Raw genomic sequence first — 15,837 nt, 5'->3', positions numbered from 1 at the left:
AAACCATAGAGTGGTATAAGAAAGCAGCGGGGCAGGGAATGACAAGGGCACAAGTAAACCTGGCGCAAGTATATCTCATGGATTCTGGTGTACAACAAAATTATATGGAAGCCAAAAAATGGTTGTTAAAAGCGGCTGAGAAAAATGATACAAATGCAATGAATAATCTTGGGCAAATTTATATGCAAGTCTTGGGTGTGGAAAAAGATAATATACAAGCCGAGAAATGGTATGTTAGAGCAGTTAACCTTGGTTCTATGAGTGCAAGAAATTCACTGGGCGCTTTTTATGGTAGAGGATTAGGGCATCATCAAAACGATTGAGATAAAGTGCTGCCACTGGTCAGAGCATCAGCATGTCAGGGATATATCCAGGCACAGGTTAATCTTGGTTCATTGTATACTGAAAATGATGGGGAAGAATCTGTAGATTATAAAAAAGCTTATGCATGGTATTCTGTAGCATATTAATCTCATCACTGGCATAGTTTTGGATCGGAAAAAAAAGATCAACCACATGAGCGAGAATTTTCGTACCGCTGTCTGTCGCCATAGATTATCAGCGGCAGACGGGGCTGATTACTGATAGCGGTTCACCAGATCTTTCACCATTGACGCATAGGTTCTTTGCCTGAGCTGCGAAATCTGCTGTTCGGTCGTTGTCTCTGCGGCATCTTTTTTCCCCGCCAGCGGTGGAAGTACTGTACCTTCATAGTTGACCGGCGACCAGGTGGCCCAGTCGCCTGTTGCCACGTCCACCAGAGTGAAGCGTACCAGATAACGCAGCGATACGGCGTTAGTCAGTTTTTCATTTTTATAATCTGACCAGACTGTGTTTTTTGTCGCAGTGTCATATTTACCAGACTGCAATGTATCCTGATAAACGACAATGGCTTTCTGATGCCCTTTTGCGGCAACATAACGTAGTGCCTGCATCCAGTTCATGTTTTCGGCAGCAGCTACGTTCTGGCTATCATCTCTGTTTGTATCTCTACTGCAGGTCACCGTCTTTTGTCTGTCCGGAATGCCGGAGAACGTTGCAACAGTATAATATCGGCCCATTTCCTGCTGCATGATGGCTTCCGGGGCACGGTTGCCAGACTGGACAAGAATAATGGCAGAGTTCAGAGGTACGCTGAATTTATCATCATCCAGTGCGGCCTGGATATCTTCTTCTGAAACGGCAAGTGTGGTCTCGTTGCCGAAGATATCTTTATCTGTTAACTGACTGGCGGCATTCTTATTGATACTACTTTCCGTTCTTTGGGTGTCCTTTTTCTTCGCATCAATTGGAGAACGAATACACCCGCTCAATAAAAAAATTGCAGCGCATGAAAATATCACTAGATAGACTTTCATATCTTTTCCCTGAAATGGATGTTAGACGGTCATGTAATTACTGAATCCTGATTATTGTTGTGATTATATCCTGTTGTTGATGATTTCAGTAGCACTGTTTTATATTCATAAATTAAATATAATAATCTGTTTCGATAATCGCAGAATATTGTTTATGCTCTCAGCTATAAATTATGGAATCCGTTTTCCATCTGCCAGTGGTGTCCAGGTGTGTATTAACTAACGATGATATTGCGTCCCTCTGGAAGATAAAAAGAGAATGTAATATGAATTCGATCCCTTATCACAGTAATAATTCTGTCAAGCCAGCCTGGGTAACGCTTGATGGAACCGTTAATATCATAAAAAAGCAGGCGGGTGTGAGGATTACAGCCAATGAGCGCTTTGTTGAGTAAATCGAATTTTTGCTGAGTTGAAGGAGCAGAACACGCATCATTTGATAACGCTGGTCGTCCCGTGACAAGGCAGAAACTCAGGGGCACCTACGGGCGCAACGACAACAAAGCCATGAAAAGGTAAAATTAGTCTAGTCGAGCGGAAAAGGCACATTGCTTCCCAAATAATCATGGAGCAGGGTACGTGAAGGCAGGGATCGATGGCACAGATGGTACAGATGGCACACTTTTTTTGGTGCAGCTCCAGATCATGTTTGAACGGATTTGTTCTGAATGGCAAAACTGCCTGCTGGCGGTACTAAAGAGCTAAGTCGAGAAAAAGTCCGAAAGAGCATGGAATTTAGATGCATAAAAAGCCCGCTTACACGAGCTTTTTTATGCAGGACAAAACCAATTTTACGTTGTAATCGATTGATTCTGTATCAAATATGGCGGTGAGGGGGGGATTGACTCGCTTCGCTCGCCCTGCGGGCAGCCTGTTCGCTGCGCGCTCAGTCTGTCCACCTGGCTGTCGCCAGTTGTCGAACCCCGGTCGGGGCTTCTCATCCCCCCGGGCGTGCAATATGACGAAAAAAAAGCCCGTACTTGCGTACGAGCTCTTCTTCAAATATGGCGGTGAGGGGGGGATTCGAACCCCCGATACGTTGCCGTATACACACTTTCCAGGCGTGCTCCTTCAGCCACTCGGACACCTCACCATATTGTCTTTCCAGCATCGCTGGAACGGGCGCTAATTTAGGGAATTCGCCCGCTAACGTCAATGAACTTTTTCAAAAAAACGTGCGTTTAGCCAAACTTCACGCAAGTTGTTGGTTAATCACACCGGAAATGCTTTTTTTGCCAGCAATTCGCGTTTTTGCCGTAATGCTCACGAAATTTGATATGCTGGTGATTCACAACAAAATCATCACTTTTCCCTGCGCCTGATAATGCAAAAACCAAAGGGCGCTTTTGTCAGGAGATTTTATGGACATCATTTTCTATCACCCCACCTTCGACACCACCTACTGGCTGAATGAGCTCAGCAAACAGATCCCTGGCGCGAACGTTCGCGCGTGGAAGCGAGGAGACAATCAGCCTGCCGATTACGCCCTGGTCTGGCATCCGCCGGTTGAAATGCTTCAGGGGCGCGAACTGAAAGCAGTATTCGCCCTCGGAGCGGGGGTTGATTCGATTCTGAGCCAGCTAAATGCGCACCCCGAGATGTTGCCGATGACTACACCGCTGTTCCGCCTGGAAGATACCGGTATGGGACTGCAAATGCAGGAGTATGCGGTCAGTCAGGTACTGCACTGGTTCCGTCGTTTTGATGATTATCAGCTGCAGAAGCAGGCCGCCTGCTGGGAGCCGCTGGCAGACTACCACCGTGAAGATTTCACCATCGGCATGCTGGGTGCAGGAGTGCTGGGCAGCAACGTTGCTGAGAGCCTGCAGGCCTGGGGATTCCCGGTTCGCTGCTGGAGCCGCAGCCGCAAATCGTGGCCGGGCGTAGAGAGTTTTGCCGGTCACGAAGAGCTGGGCGCGTTCCTGCGTGGTACCCGGGTGCTTATTAACCTGCTGCCAAACACTGCAGAAACAGTTGGTATCATTAACAAGAAGCTGCTCGAGCAACTGCAAACCGGCGGCTACGTGCTGAACCTGGCGCGCGGCGTGCATCTGATTGAAGACGATCTGCTGGCGGCGCTTGATAGCGGCAAGCTGAAAGGTGCGATGCTGGACGTATTCAGCCGCGAACCTTTACCGGCAGAAAGCCCACTGTGGAAACATCCGCGCGTGGCGATGACACCACACATTGCGGCCGTTACCCGCCCGGCGGAAGCCATTGACTATATTGCGCGTACTATTGCTCAACTGGAAGCGGGGATAAACCCCGGCGGACAGGTTGACCGCGAGCTCGGCTACTAATAAAGACGGTGCTTTCCTGCTATCCTTGGCCTAAAAATCGCAGAGGAGATTATGATGTATCCTGTTGACCTGCACATGCATACCGTCGCCAGTACGCACGCCTACAGTACCCTTCACGACTATATCGCCGAGGCGAAGCGCAAGGGGATCAAGCTGTTTGCGATAACCGATCATGGCCCGGACATGGCGGATGCCCCACACCACTGGCACTTTATTAATATGCGTATCTGGCCACGCGTGGTGGATGGAATTGGCATTTTGCGGGGGATTGAGGCCAACATCAAAAATACCCAGGGCGAGATAGATTGCACCGGACCGATGTTAACCTCACTGGATCTCATCATTGCTGGTTTTCACGAGCCGGTATTTCCTCCGCAGGATAAAGCTACCCATACCGAAGCAATGATCGCGGCGATGGCGAATGGGACGGTGCATATTATTAGCCACCCGGGCAACCCGAAGTATCCTGTCGATATTCCGGCCATCGCGCAGGCGGCGGCTAAGTATCAGGTGGCGCTCGAAATCAATAACTCCTCGTTCGTGGCTTCGCGTAAAGGGAGTGAGGATAACTGTCGTGCCATTGCCGAGGCGGTACGTGACGCGGGTGGCTGGGTTGCTCTGGGCTCTGATTCGCACACCGCCTTTACCCTCGGTGATTTTACGGAATGCCGTAAAATTCTTGATGCGGTAAATTTCCCGGAAGACCGCATACTTAATGTGACACCACGCCGTCTGCTGAGCTTCCTGGAGTCTCGCGGTATGGCGCCTGTTCCTGAATTTTCTGACCTTTAATGTATTAACTGGAATAACTGAATGAACGAGTTTTCAATCCTCTGCCGCGTGCTGGGTTCTTTGTACTACCGTCAGCCGCAGGATCCGCTGCTGGTCCCGCTAATTACCCTGATTCGCGAGGGGAAACTGGCGGCGAGCTGGCCGCTGGAGCAGGATGAATTACTGGCGCGCTTACAAAAAAGTTGCGATATGCAACCCGTTGCAGCCGATTACAACGCACTGTTTGTCGGTAACGATTGCAGCGTTCCGCCATACAGAAGCCACTGGCAGGAAGGGGCGACGGAAGCCGAAGTCCGCGCGTTTTTATCTTCCCGCGGTATGCCGTTGACCGAGGCGCCGGCGGATCATATCGGAACGCTGCTGCTGGCAGCCTCGTGGCTTGAAGACCATAGTCAGGAAGATGAAAGTGAAGCGCTGGAGACCCTGTTTGCTGACTACCTGTTGCCGTGGTGCGGCAGCTTCCTCGGCAAGGTAGAGGCCCATGCCGTCAGTCCATTCTGGCGCACCATGGCACCGCTGACCCGTGATGCGATTGCCGCTATGTGGGATGAACTCCAGGAAGAAGACGAAGAGTGATCTGAGTCACTTTTTGAATGTAATGAATGAGACGATTGTGTAATTTATGTGCTCATTGTCTCATTTTGTCGGCGCGCTTCTGCTATGATGCGCGCCATGAACATTTTATTTGCGATTGCACTCACCACTGGCATTCTCTCTGGCATCTGGGGCTGGGTGGCGGTATCACTCGGTCTGCTGAGCTGGGCCGGATTCCTCGGCTGCACGGCCTATTTCGCTTGCCCACAGGGCGGGTTGAAAGGGCTGCTTATCTCTGGCTGTACCGTCATGAGCGGGGTGCTCTGGGCGCTGGTGATCATCCACGGTAGCGCGCTGGCACCGCATCTAGAGATTGTCGGCTACGTGATGACCGGTGTGGTGGCGTTTCTGATGTGTATCCAGGCAAAACAGCTGCTGCTGTCGTTTGTGCCGGGTACGTTTATCGGTGCCTGTGCGACGTTTGCCGGTCAGGCCGACTGGCGCCTGGTGGTCCCTTCTTTACTCGTCGGGCTGGTGTTTGGTTACGCCATGAAAAATAGCGGCCTGTGGCTTGCGGCGCGAAGAGCAAAATCTCCAGCGCCACCGCTGATGAATAAACAAGAAAAAGCGTGACCCCAGAGTCACGCTTTTTTTTACTCCATTTCAGGCACATCTCATTACATCAGGATTCCGGAGGTGCCGACATATTGCGGTAACGCGCAAGGATAGGGTTGTCAACATCCGCTTTCTGCTGCAAATCCCAAAGGCCGCGTTCGATACCATCGTTAATCAGGTAGATAACCCCGGTTTCGATAGCCGACATCAGACAGAGCATGACCGGCTCGTTTGAGGTGTAACCAATCTCTCCTTCCAGCAGTCGCTGGTAGTCGACAAAGCGGAACACCCCGGCCTGTACTTCATACGACAGGATCGTTTTGCTGGTGTTCACCGAAGAGAGCACCTCACCGGTACTGACGTTGACCACCCGCAGGTTAACCGCTATCTGGTCGAGCTGATACTGGGTATCAGCCCCAATGCCAAAGTAGCGGGCGCCAACGCCCCCGGACTTCACATTACTCTCGTAACCAATGATCGAACCTTCAATCATCACGTTCGCTGCGGTCAGAGACTGCAGCGGGATCCGGTTGTTATCCGCGACCGTTCCGTTCTCCTGTGCTGCACGAATTATCTTACGTTCGTTCAACAGATTCTGCAGGCCCTGGCGTTCCAGCGGAACGAACCAGCGAGAATCTTTCAGGGCGGTCACCAGCATGGCGGTGGCGCTCTGGGGTACGGCGGTCGAGAAGTTACTGGCTGGATAGGGCTTAAATTGTCCGGTTTCATCCTGAATGTTATAGACCGAGACGAATACTTTTCCGCTGGGCAGCGGCAGGTGAGTTAAATCACGATAGCTTTGCGCCCGCGGCATTAATGTCGGTTTTGCGGCTTCTTTAGGCGGGGCGGTTAAGCACCCGCTGAGTAAACTGACCGCCAGAAGGAGAAGTAAGCGCTGCATGATGATCATCCTGTATGTGATGAGCGTTAGAAGTCAGTCGAATTAGATTGCAAACCGGAAACCTGAATAGTTGATACCTGGCCGGTTTTGCGATCGGTGACGTTAAGTTGCAGCTGGCCGTCAGTATTAGCGATATCAACGATAAAATCGTTTGTCACCATACGCCCTGGTTTGCCAGTATTAATATTGGTTAATAGCCCACCTAAAATTTGTGACTGAATAGCCTGCGTAAAATTGTCCAGCGCTGACGGGGTTGAAACCCCATAATCTTTCAGGCTGGGATCTTTATACGAGTTTTGCGCCTGAGCGCTGTTCAGCAGAAACGCACCGTTAGCGGGGTTGCCACCGAAGTTAGGGTTTGTGAACTGGAAAACCATATTCCCGCCCCAGCTGAGAGTGGGCACCAGGATGAGTGGAATCACGGCAAATGCACTACGCATAGAAGCCTCCAGAATAGGATCGTTATTAAAACTCGTCTTGTGCTAAATCTTTGGTGCTCAGCAATGCCTTATCGATCTGTCGGCGGCTAATCGCCTCATCGGTCATCGTCAGTGCCTGCTCCACCGTCTTATCGAATTGCTGTTTCGTCGGGAATAGAAAAGTCTGGAAAATAACATCCTGGTTAATCGAAATCGTTATCCAGCTGCCCCAACGCGCGCTGGGCCTTTCATTAATGGTCAAATTCCCTTTGTACTCGCTTTCCCATTTGTCACTGAAAGCCCGGTAAAAATCGTGCCCAATAGGAGAAACGGTATGGTCAGTTAATAATCCGGGGATTTCGACTTCAACGGCGTGCAGATCCCCGGCGGCCAGCAGAAGTTCTGCAGCCACTATCCAGATTAAATAACGTTTCATGGCGTTACCGCCTGAGGTTATCGTTGGCCCATGAGACTGCCTGCGTACGGTTTTTGACGGATATCTTCTTGAAAAGATTATAAAGATGCGTTTTCACCGTATTTTCGCTGATGAACAGCGAGCGAGCTATCTCGTTATTGGATGCACCAATTCTTAGTTTGTTGAGGATCTCTTTCTCGCGATGGGTAAGGAGGGTGGTGTCCGTTCCGTTAAAGCGGTAATTGCCAGACTGGGTGATGAGGTAGCTGGCGAGCTTGCCGGAGAAGTAGCATTCACCCCGCTGCACGCCCTGCAAACCCTCTGTCAGACGGCACTCATCTTCTGAGATATAAAATACACCATTGATATGTGGCCAGTTTTCAATTTCCCGAAACGGATATTCATCGGGGGTATTGAGAAGTAGCAGTCTGATATTGTTGTTTTTTCTACTTAAGTTATCTTGCCAGTAATGAATGACTTTTTTATCTGCTTCCATCATATCAAATAATATGATGCTGTTAGCGGTAATATCATCCAAAGAGCGCTGAATATTATGAAGTTTTGTTGATAAGCTCAGTGCCTGTTTTAAATGCTGTAACAAGGCCGTGGCTTGCAATGAAGGCTTAGTGATCAACAATAATGTATGATCATGAATACTATGGACTTCATTTAACATGATGAGACCCCACGTTTTAGCGCACCTGGCAGTTGTTTACAATTAAAATGTAAACACCAGAAGTACTGACAGATGCTGAACTGCTGTGTGTAGAAAGAATCAGAAGCCTCGCCAGGGAGGCCAAATAAAAACAAAATGAAATATAGATACTTCTGATTTCAATCTAGTCATTACCATTCTTAAAGCAAGTGTTAATGATGTAAGCAAATGTAAAAATCAATATTAATTTGTGAATTATGAGTTTTTATACTGTTTGAATTTGATAATAAAGTTGTACATGTAAATTACCGTGCACAATTTTATAAAATCATACAAATTAATATTTGTTGTTGAAAAATATCACTTTTCTGGTTTTTATAAATGATACTAATGGGTGAGTTATTAGCAAGATGGATATGGATAATGCGCTCGCGTGGAAAGCTTAAGTCTTTTTTCAGTGATGACAGCCTGATCGCAAAATAGCGAGTTCACCGGAGCAGGGCGTCAACTTCTCTTGACGGTAGCCCCTGTAAGCCCGCCGCGTTGTCGCTTGTAAGCCAGACGGCAGTGCATTCTGTTTATCAAATAATCATTCCCTGCATGGTGCTAATTAATACTTTGGGTTGAGCAAAGGGATAAAAATACCACTGGCGGGTGAGATATTTAAATTGTTTCTCTGGACATACTCTTCACCGTAACGCCGCGCTAACAATTAACGCTGGTTGTTTACAGTTAATACGAGTTATTCATTAACGATAATGCCAGGTCCAGGGTGACAGCATGAAAAACAAATTGTTATTTGTGATGTTAACGATACTGGGTTCGCCTGGATTAGTCTTCGCCGGAAATTCTGATTTAGCTGTTTCAGAATATAACTTTGCGGTGAATGAATTAAATCAGTCTTCAAATAATCAGGCAGCCATTATTGGTCAGCAGGGCGGTTATAATAACGCCAACATTCAACAGGGCGGTTCAAAAGTGTTATCGGTTATTACTCAGGATGGGGTGGGTAACCGGGCAAACATAGACCAATCAGGAACCTATAACTTTGCTTATATCGCTCAGGCGGGTAATGCCAACGATGCCGATATTCAGCAAGGTGGATACGGAAATACAGCGGCCATTATCCAGCAGGGTTCTGGCAATAAAGCAAGTATTACCCAGTATGGTACGCAAAAAACGGCAGTTGTAGTGCAAAAGCAGTCGCAAATGGCAGTGCGCGTTATCCAACGCTAGCGTTTGACGACGATTAAAATCAATCCGATGGGGGTTTACCATGAAACTTTTCAAAGTAGCAGCATTAGCAGCAATTGTGGTTTCTGGCAGTGCTCTGGCAGGTATGTTTCCGCAATACGGTGGCGATCATGGCAATGGCAATCAGAGTGGTCCCGACTCTACGATGTCCATTTACCAGTACGGTAGTGGTAACAATGCGACTGCACTGCAAAGCGATGCCCGTAAATCCGATTTGACCATTAAACAGTTTGGCAGCAGCAACGGTGCTGATGTCGGACAGGGCTCTGATAGCAGCACCATCGATCTGCTGCAAAAAGGGACTGCTAACAATGCCACTATCAGCCAGTGGAACAGTAAAAACTCTGATATCCAGGTACAACAATTTGGTGCTCTGAACGGCGCCGTAGTGCATCAGACTGCGTCTGATTCCAGCGTTACTGTTCATCAGGTTGGGTTTGGCAACCACGCGTCAGCTAGCCAATACTAAAATCTGAGTCGTTCAGAAAATGAAAACAGGGCTCGGGCCCTGTTTTTCTTATTTGAGGAGCTGAAATTATGCACAGTTTATTACTGCTGGTGGCACTGACCAATCAAATCACCTTCAACGTGGATCAGCAGGGCGAAATCTACACCATCATCCCTCAGGTGACCCTATCGCAACCCTGTGATTGCCAGGTACAAATTCAGACCTTACGGCAAGGGCAGGGAGGTACCAGCCAGATACAACAAAGTAAGCAGGTATCTTTGCCCGCTAATCAAGCGATTGATTTACCGAAGCTTAGTATAAATTTGACCCCTGAAGACACGGTAAGCATTGTTGTCACCGTTACGGACGGCCAGTCACTTCACTTGTCACAGCAGTGGGTATCGGCAAGTAAGGCTTGAGCAAAACATTCACCAAATCAATACATTGAGTTCACTGGCGGAAAGTAAGAATCGTTAATATGCTGTAATAAATGTTGCAATACCGTGTCGTGTTGTTGATGCAGTCGCTATAGCCTGGTGTTTGGGTAATCGCACTCAGGGATGAGCCATACTGGAGAGGTTCGACATGAACGCATTTATTCGCAAAGCACTGCCTGCCTTGTTTATTGTTGCTACATCATGGAGCCTGCAGGCAAATGCCGCGCAAGGCGGGATTATCCACTTTCGTGGTGCCATCGTAGAAGATCCCTGCAATATCTCCCCCTCGACTGACAATATCTCCTTTCGCTGTCTACGTGATGGCGTGATGAAAACCTCCGTTTATTCTTTACACCAGGCCGAACAGGGGGTGCGGAATAACGCTAACCTTTCAGCCGTGAAGATGGACTATATCAACCCGAAAAAGACAATGGCAGTACTGACCGTTACGTACAATTAAGCGCAGATAAGGAAGGGCAGGAACGCTTGTCGACATGTCGTGGATGCTGACGCGGTTTGGAGTACACTGAGCGAAAGCTCAGACAGGAGGTGTTATGCGTTCCCGAATCGAAGTCATCAAAGGTGACATCACCACCCTTGCGGTGGATGTCATTGTCAATGCGGCGAACCCGTCGTTATTGGGCGGTGGCGGTGTTGATGGTGCAATCCATCATGCTGCCGGACCCGCATTGCTCGAAGCCTGCAAAGTGGTGCGCCAGCAGCAGGGCGAGTGCCCGCCGGGGCATGCGGTGATTACCGTCGCGGGAAACCTGCCTGCGAAAGCGGTGATCCACACCGTCGGCCCCGTCTGGCATGGCGGTCAGCATCATGAAGCGCGCCTGCTGGAAGATGCCTATCGCAATAGTTTGATGCTGGCGTTGGCCAACGGCTATCAGTCGATTGCTTTTCCGGCTATCAGCACCGGCGCTTACGGTTATCCCAAAGCGGCGGCGGCAGAGATTGCGGTCAATACGGTCAGCCAGTACGCCACCTTCCACGCGACGCCCGCGAAGATCTACTTTGTCTGTATTGACGATGAGAATGCCAGGTTATACACCCGACTGTTAACCCAGGAGGGAGATGACCCCGTCGAGTGAGCGGGGTCGTGGATCGCTTAGCTGGCGGAGGAGGTCGCTCTTTCCGCCTGCGGCTGAGGTTTTCCGGAAAACAGGAAGCGCAACAGCGGGATCCGCAGATGGATTTCGTAGAGAATTATGGCACTACCCACCACGAAAATAAGCCCGGTGATAAAGCCAAGAAGATTTGAATTGATATGTGGCGTGATCCACGCGCCATACAGCAGCGTTAACGGATGATGCACCAGGTAAATAAACAGTGAGGCGTTGACAAAGTAGGTGACGCGGGAGGATTTGAAGTTGAGCAGGCGATAGCCGAAGGAGAACACCACGTTCACCATCCAGAGCCCGAGCACCATCGTAATAACTGATTCGGTTTCATACATCCAGGCATCGCCTGAACCGTAGGTTTGATTGAGGCGATAGGCGATAAAGCCCAGCACAGCACCGGCGATACACCAGGGCGAAGGTGTGGTGAAGAGCGTTTTTAAGCGCGAATGAATAAACGCCTGTGCCCCCAGATAGAAGAACGGCACGTAGAACAGCGTCTGCATCACCACAAAATTGAACAGACCATCGCTCAGAATCGGTGGATAGAGAATAAAAATAATGCGACGAATGGCCGCATACAGCAGGCCAATCCCCAGAAAAATCAGCGTTAATTGCCCCATGGTGGCATGCGCAAAAAATTGTCCTTCGGGTGTTGAGCGGCGTTTTCGGAGCAGATTAAAGATCAGCACGCCCACGGTGGTTAACACCACCAGCACCAGCAGGAACCACAGGTGCGAAACGAGCTCCCAGACCAGCGTATTATATTTTTCATAGTGCGACAGGTCGCTCCAGCCATCGGCTTTCCCCTTAACGTACTGCAGCATGATGAACTGCGGTAGCGTCAGCAGGGGGATCGCGGTCAACATCGGGATCCCTACGCGTTCGACCCGCACTTTCCACCATTTTTTCAGCGGATAGCGCAGAAACAGCATGTAGGAAAAATATCCGGAAATGACAAAAAACACCTGCATACGAAAGGCGTGAATAAAATCGTTGAACAGCGTCAGCGCCCAGGAGGGTTCCGCGCTGTTAACATGCCAGCTATGGGTAGAGTAAATGAGCGAGATATGGAAGGGTATCCCAAGCAGCATCAGCCAGGCGCGGATGGAATCAAGGAAATACTCACGTTGTGGCGGCACTTTATTCATAGACTTACGTACAATCTCAGACTTTTCGTCTTATCGTCAGCGACGATAACGTTTACATTCGAAAGCAACCCTACACCATGTCCGGGAACCTGTCTCTCGGATAAATGCGCAAAGTGTAAAAAGGCTGCAGGCCATTGCTTAATCCATGAGCCAGCAAGCTGAACAAGACGGGGATTCAGTTGTCGGAATGCTTGAGTTTCCTTTAAAATAGGAAGGATCGATTTAAGCACACAAAGGGGGAAGTGCTTACTTATATGAAACATACACCACAGATGATGAAACTGCGCTGGATTGGCGCAGCCGTAATGTTATCCCTGTGTACTTCATCTGCATGGGCTTTTAGTATTGATGACGTTGCAAAGCAGGCAAAAACACTGGCTGGCAAAAGCTTCGAAGCGCCAAAAAGTAACCTGCCCTCCGTATTCCGCGATATGAAGTATGCGGACTATCAACAGATCCAGTTCAACCACGATAAGGCGTACTGGAGCAACATTAAGACCCCGTTCAAACTTGAGTTCTATCATCAGGGGATGTACTTCGATACGCCGGTCACCATTAATGAAGTGACAGCAACATCAGTACGCAAAATTAAATATAGCCCGGATTACTTCAATTTCGGTGACGTCCAGCACGATAAAGATACCGTGAAAGACCTGGGCTTCGCTGGTTTCAAAGTGCTCTACCCGATCAACAGCAAAGATAAGAATGATGAAATTGTCAGCATGCTCGGAGCCAGTTATTTCCGGGTGATCGGTCAGGGCCAGACCTACGGCGTATCCGCGCGTGGGCTTGCGATTGACACTGCATTGCCATCAGGTGAAGAATTCCCGCGTTTTCGTGAGTTCTGGATTGAACGTCCAAAACCTACCGATAAACGTCTGACTATTTATGCTCTGCTTGATTCCCCACGTGCTGCCGGGGCTTATCGTTTTGTCGTGATGCCGGGGCGTGACACGGTGATTGACGTGCAGTCCAAAATTTATCTGCGCGACAAAGTGGGCAAACTGGGCGTCGCACCACTGACCAGCATGTTCCTGTTTGGGCCAAACCAGCCGTCTCCGACCTTAAACTATCGTCCGGAGCTGCATGACTCCAACGGTCTCTCTATCCACGCCGGTAACGGTGAGTGGATCTGGCGTCCGCTGAACAACCCGAAACACCTTGCTGTCAGCAGCTACGCTACCGAAAACCCGCAGGGCTTTGGTCTGCTGCAGCGTGGCCGTCAGTTCTCTCGTTATGAAGATCTCGACGACCGTTACGATCTGCGCCCGAGTGCATGGGTCACCCCGAAAGGGGACTGGGGTAAAGGTAAAATCGAGCTGGTAGAAATCCCGACCAACGATGAAACCAACGATAATATCGTCGCTTACTGGACGCCGGACCAGCTGCCGGAAGCCGGGAAAGAGATGAATTACAAATACACCATCACTTACACCCGTGACGAAGAAAAACTGCATGCGCCGGATAACGCCTACGTCATGCAGACTCGTCGCTCTACCGGTGATGTTAAGCAGTCCAACCTGATCCGCCAGCCGGACGGCACGATTGCGTTTGTGGTTGATTTCATGGGTGCTGACATGAAAAAAATGCCGCAGGACACTCCGGTGATCGCGCAGGCAAGCATCGGTGATAACGGTGAGATTGTGGAAAACAGCGTGCGTTACAACCCGGTTACTAAAGGCTGGCGTTTAACGCTGCGCGTGAAAGTAAAAGACGCCAAGAAAACCACGGAAATGCGCGCGGCGCTGGTCAACGCTGACCAGACGCTAAGTGAAACCTGGAGCTACCAGCTGCCTGCCAATGAATAAGACAACGAAGTACATTGAAGCGCTGGCGCTTTCTGATGCTGAGAAAGCCGCGCTCCCGGATACCAGCCTTCGTGCCGTACATGAAGCGCTGGGTGACGGGCAGCCACATTTCGCTCGTGATGACGATACGCCGCTGGCGTCCGTGAAAGCGCGCCTTGAGCACGGCTGGCCAGATTCTCTGGCCGGCAGTCAGCTGATTAAGGATGATGAAGGCCGCACTCAGCTGCAGGCGATGCCGAAAGCAACCCGTTCTTCGATGTTCCCCGATCCGTGGCGCACCAACCCGATTGGTCGCTTCTGGGACAAACTACGTGGACGCGATGTGCCCCCCCGCTATGTGTCCCGTTTGACAAAAGAAGAGCAGGAGCGTGAGCAGAAGTGGCGTACCGTCGGTTCAATCCGTCGCTATATTCTGCTTATCCTGACGCTGGCGCAGACGGTGGTTGCCACCTGGTACATGAAAACCATACTGCCGTATCAGGGATGGGCGCTGATTAACCCAACGGACATGGTCGGTCAGGATCTGTGGGTTTCCTTTATGCAGCTCCTGCCTTATGTGCTGCAAACCGGGATCCTAATTCTGTTTGCCGTACTGTTCTGCTGGGTATCTGCCGGTTTCTGGACCGCGCTGATGGGCTTCCTGCAGCTGCTGATTGGCAAAGACAAGTACAGTATTTCGGCCTCAACCACCGGCAACGAGCCGCTGAACCCTGAGCACCGAACCGCGCTTATCATGCCTATCTGTAACGAGGACGTGAACCGCGTGTTCGCCGGCCTGCGTGCAACCTGGGAATCGGTGAAGGCTACCGGTCAACAGCAGCACTTCGACGTGTATATCCTGAGCGACAGCTATAATCCGGATATCTGCGTGGCAGAGCAAAAGGCGTGGATGGAGCTGATTGCGGAAGTGCAGGGCGAAGGACAGATCTTCTACCGTCGCCGCCGCCGTCGAGTGAAGCGTAAAAGCGGTAACATCGATGACTTCTGCCGTCGCTGGGGTAACCAGTACAGCTACATGGTGGTGCTGGACGCCGACTCGGTGATGTCCGGAGATTGCCTGACCGGGCTGGTTCGCCTGATGGAAGCCAACCCGAATGCCGGTATTATCCAGTCTTCACCGCGCGCTTCCGGCATGGACACCCTGTACGCCCGCTGCCAGCAGTTTGCGACCCGCGTCTACGGTCCGCTGTTTACCGCTGGTCTGCATTTCTGGCAGTTGGGTGAATCCCACTACTGGGGGCACAACGCCATCATCCGCGTGAAACCGTTCATTGAGCACTGCGCCCTGGCGCCGCTGCCGGGTGAAGGTTCGTTTGCTGGTTCCATTCTCTCTCACGACTTCGTGGAGGCGGCGCTGATGCGCCGTGCCGGATGGGGCGTCTGGATAGCCTACGATTTGCCGGGTTCTTATGAAGAGTTACCGCCAAACCTGCTGGATGAGCTGAAACGCGATCGCCGCTGGTGTCATGGTAACCTGATGAACTTCCGCCTGTTCCTGGTGAAAGGTATGCACCCGGTACACCGTGCGGTGTTCCTGACCGGCGTCATGTCGTATCTCTCCGCTCCGCTGTGGTTTATGTTCCTGGTGCTCTCGACGGCACTGCAGATCGTGCATGCGCTCACTGA

At 50.3% G+C, this 15,837-nt stretch carries 18 protein-coding genes and 1 tRNA gene; 12 read left to right on the top strand and 7 right to left on the bottom strand.

The window, feature by feature from the left end; genetic code table 11:
* Positions 1–323: tetratricopeptide repeat protein (locus tag GYRE_RS21555; protein ID WP_211248371.1), on the top strand; the 323-nt coding region annotated here is incomplete at its 5' end.
* A gap of 255 nt (positions 324–578) precedes the next feature.
* Here GYRE_RS21555 and GYRE_RS21550 read toward each other — a convergent pair.
* Positions 579–1,358 (bottom strand): lipoprotein YafT, encoded by a 780-nt coding sequence (locus tag GYRE_RS21550; RefSeq protein WP_038258323.1) that lies wholly within the window; start codon positions 1,356–1,358, stop codon positions 579–581.
* A 1,005-nt stretch (positions 1,359–2,363) separates the two neighbouring features.
* Positions 2,364–2,451: transfer RNA gene (locus tag GYRE_RS21545), tRNA-Ser, on the bottom strand.
* Between the two features lie 268 nt (positions 2,452–2,719).
* Between GYRE_RS21545 and ghrA the strand changes: the two genes are divergently transcribed.
* From ghrA to GYRE_RS21525, 4 genes are all read left to right on the top strand, one after another.
* On the top strand, positions 2,720–3,658 hold the full coding sequence (gene ghrA, locus GYRE_RS21540; protein WP_038258320.1) for a glyoxylate/hydroxypyruvate reductase GhrA: 939 nt from the start codon (positions 2,720–2,722) through the stop codon (positions 3,656–3,658).
* 54 nt (positions 3,659–3,712) lie between these two features.
* On the top strand, positions 3,713–4,450 hold the full coding sequence (locus GYRE_RS21535) for a phosphatase (protein ID WP_038258317.1): 738 nt from the start codon (positions 3,713–3,715) through the stop codon (positions 4,448–4,450).
* A 21-nt stretch (positions 4,451–4,471) separates the two neighbouring features.
* Positions 4,472–5,026 (top strand): TorD/DmsD family molecular chaperone, encoded by a 555-nt coding sequence (locus GYRE_RS21530; RefSeq protein WP_006819416.1) that lies wholly within the window; start codon positions 4,472–4,474, stop codon positions 5,024–5,026.
* A gap of 87 nt (positions 5,027–5,113) precedes the next feature.
* Positions 5,114–5,617 (top strand): DUF1097 domain-containing protein, encoded by a 504-nt coding sequence (locus GYRE_RS21525; RefSeq protein ID WP_373896514.1) that lies wholly within the window; start codon positions 5,114–5,116, stop codon positions 5,615–5,617.
* A gap of 49 nt (positions 5,618–5,666) precedes the next feature.
* Here the strand turns inward: GYRE_RS21525 and csgG are convergent, their stop codons facing one another.
* From csgG to csgD, 4 genes are read right to left on the bottom strand one after another with little or no spacing between them, the layout of a single operon-like run.
* The gene (csgG, locus tag GYRE_RS21520) at positions 5,667–6,500 is read right to left on the bottom strand and encodes a curli production assembly/transport protein CsgG (protein ID WP_038258312.1); all 834 of its coding nucleotides are present in this window, start codon (positions 6,498–6,500) and stop codon (positions 5,667–5,669) included.
* Positions 6,501–6,526: 26 nt separating this feature from the next.
* Positions 6,527–6,940: a curli production assembly/transport protein CsgF gene (gene csgF, locus GYRE_RS21515; protein ID WP_006819419.1), complete on the bottom strand. Its 414-nt coding sequence runs from the start codon at positions 6,938–6,940 to the stop codon at positions 6,527–6,529.
* A 25-nt stretch (positions 6,941–6,965) separates the two neighbouring features.
* The gene (gene csgE / locus GYRE_RS21510; RefSeq protein ID WP_006819420.1) at positions 6,966–7,355 is read right to left on the bottom strand and encodes a curli production assembly/transport protein CsgE; all 390 of its coding nucleotides are present in this window, start codon (positions 7,353–7,355) and stop codon (positions 6,966–6,968) included.
* A 4-nt stretch (positions 7,356–7,359) separates the two neighbouring features.
* The gene (gene csgD, locus GYRE_RS21505; protein WP_006819421.1) at positions 7,360–8,010 is read right to left on the bottom strand and encodes a biofilm master transcriptional regulator CsgD; all 651 of its coding nucleotides are present in this window, start codon (positions 8,008–8,010) and stop codon (positions 7,360–7,362) included.
* A 759-nt stretch (positions 8,011–8,769) separates the two neighbouring features.
* Between csgD and csgB the strand changes: the two genes are divergently transcribed.
* The 5 genes from csgB to ymdB all read left to right on the top strand — a co-directional run bounded on the left by csgB (position 8,770) and on the right by ymdB (position 11,225).
* Positions 8,770–9,225, top strand: coding sequence for a curli minor subunit CsgB (csgB, locus tag GYRE_RS21500; RefSeq protein ID WP_038258309.1), 456 nt, complete (start codon positions 8,770–8,772; stop codon positions 9,223–9,225).
* 40 nt (positions 9,226–9,265) lie between these two features.
* On the top strand, positions 9,266–9,712 hold the full coding sequence (gene csgA, locus GYRE_RS21495) for a curli major subunit CsgA (RefSeq protein WP_006819424.1): 447 nt from the start codon (positions 9,266–9,268) through the stop codon (positions 9,710–9,712).
* A gap of 68 nt (positions 9,713–9,780) precedes the next feature.
* Positions 9,781–10,110, top strand: a complete 330-nt coding sequence (csgC, locus tag GYRE_RS21490; RefSeq protein ID WP_006819425.1) for a curli assembly chaperone CsgC — start codon at positions 9,781–9,783, stop codon at positions 10,108–10,110.
* A 166-nt stretch (positions 10,111–10,276) separates the two neighbouring features.
* Positions 10,277–10,588, top strand: a complete 312-nt coding sequence (locus tag GYRE_RS21485) for a hypothetical protein (protein WP_051861013.1) — start codon at positions 10,277–10,279, stop codon at positions 10,586–10,588.
* 94 nt (positions 10,589–10,682) lie between these two features.
* On the top strand, positions 10,683–11,225 hold the full coding sequence (gene ymdB, locus GYRE_RS21480; RefSeq protein ID WP_006819427.1) for an O-acetyl-ADP-ribose deacetylase: 543 nt from the start codon (positions 10,683–10,685) through the stop codon (positions 11,223–11,225).
* A gap of 17 nt (positions 11,226–11,242) precedes the next feature.
* On the opposite strand, the gene mdoC is transcribed toward ymdB, so the two are convergent.
* On the bottom strand, positions 11,243–12,403 hold the full coding sequence (gene mdoC / locus GYRE_RS21475; RefSeq protein WP_038258306.1) for a glucans biosynthesis protein MdoC: 1,161 nt from the start codon (positions 12,401–12,403) through the stop codon (positions 11,243–11,245).
* A 254-nt stretch (positions 12,404–12,657) separates the two neighbouring features.
* On the opposite strand from mdoC, the gene mdoG reads away from it, so the two are divergent.
* Together mdoG and mdoH are read left to right on the top strand one after the other, a co-directional pair.
* On the top strand, positions 12,658–14,211 hold the full coding sequence (gene mdoG, locus GYRE_RS21470) for a glucans biosynthesis protein MdoG (RefSeq protein WP_038258303.1): 1,554 nt from the start codon (positions 12,658–12,660) through the stop codon (positions 14,209–14,211).
* A partial coding sequence (mdoH, locus tag GYRE_RS21465; protein WP_038258299.1) for a glucans biosynthesis glucosyltransferase MdoH occupies positions 14,204–15,837 on the top strand: 1,634 nt, incomplete at its 3' end. The genes mdoG and mdoH, both read left to right, overlap by 8 nt.

The sequence above is a fragment of the Yokenella regensburgei ATCC 49455 genome, assembly GCF_000735455.1.
Classification (GTDB): Bacteria; Pseudomonadota; Gammaproteobacteria; order Enterobacterales; family Enterobacteriaceae; genus Yokenella; species Yokenella regensburgei.
This window is presented reverse-complemented; position numbering and strand designations above follow the sequence as displayed.

Excerpts from the sequence above, each read along its gene's own strand:
- csgD (WP_006819421.1), bottom strand. The coding sequence starts at position 8,010 with ATGTTAAATGAAGTCCATAGTATTCATGATCATACATTATTGTTGATC.
- csgF (WP_006819419.1), bottom strand. The coding sequence starts at position 6,940 with ATGCGTAGTGCATTTGCCGTGATTCCACTCATCCTGGTGCCCACTCTC.
- csgB (WP_038258309.1), top strand. The coding sequence starts at position 8,770 with ATGAAAAACAAATTGTTATTTGTGATGTTAACGATACTGGGTTCGCCT.
- csgE (WP_006819420.1), bottom strand. The coding sequence starts at position 7,355 with ATGAAACGTTATTTAATCTGGATAGTGGCTGCAGAACTTCTGCTGGCC.
- csgA (WP_006819424.1), top strand. The coding sequence starts at position 9,266 with ATGAAACTTTTCAAAGTAGCAGCATTAGCAGCAATTGTGGTTTCTGGC.
- GYRE_RS21525 (WP_373896514.1), top strand. The coding sequence starts at position 5,114 with ATGCGCGCCATGAACATTTTATTTGCGATTGCACTCACCACTGGCATT.
- GYRE_RS21485 (WP_051861013.1), top strand. The coding sequence starts at position 10,277 with ATGAACGCATTTATTCGCAAAGCACTGCCTGCCTTGTTTATTGTTGCT.
- GYRE_RS21535 (WP_038258317.1), top strand. The coding sequence starts at position 3,713 with ATGTATCCTGTTGACCTGCACATGCATACCGTCGCCAGTACGCACGCC.
- csgC (WP_006819425.1), top strand. The coding sequence starts at position 9,781 with ATGCACAGTTTATTACTGCTGGTGGCACTGACCAATCAAATCACCTTC.
- ymdB (WP_006819427.1), top strand. The coding sequence starts at position 10,683 with ATGCGTTCCCGAATCGAAGTCATCAAAGGTGACATCACCACCCTTGCG.
- mdoG (WP_038258303.1), top strand. The coding sequence starts at position 12,658 with ATGAAACATACACCACAGATGATGAAACTGCGCTGGATTGGCGCAGCC.
- GYRE_RS21530 (WP_006819416.1), top strand. The coding sequence starts at position 4,472 with ATGAACGAGTTTTCAATCCTCTGCCGCGTGCTGGGTTCTTTGTACTAC.
- GYRE_RS21550 (WP_038258323.1), bottom strand. The coding sequence starts at position 1,358 with ATGAAAGTCTATCTAGTGATATTTTCATGCGCTGCAATTTTTTTATTG.
- csgG (WP_038258312.1), bottom strand. The coding sequence starts at position 6,500 with ATGCAGCGCTTACTTCTCCTTCTGGCGGTCAGTTTACTCAGCGGGTGC.
- mdoC (WP_038258306.1), bottom strand. The coding sequence starts at position 12,403 with ATGAATAAAGTGCCGCCACAACGTGAGTATTTCCTTGATTCCATCCGC.
- ghrA (WP_038258320.1), top strand. The coding sequence starts at position 2,720 with ATGGACATCATTTTCTATCACCCCACCTTCGACACCACCTACTGGCTG.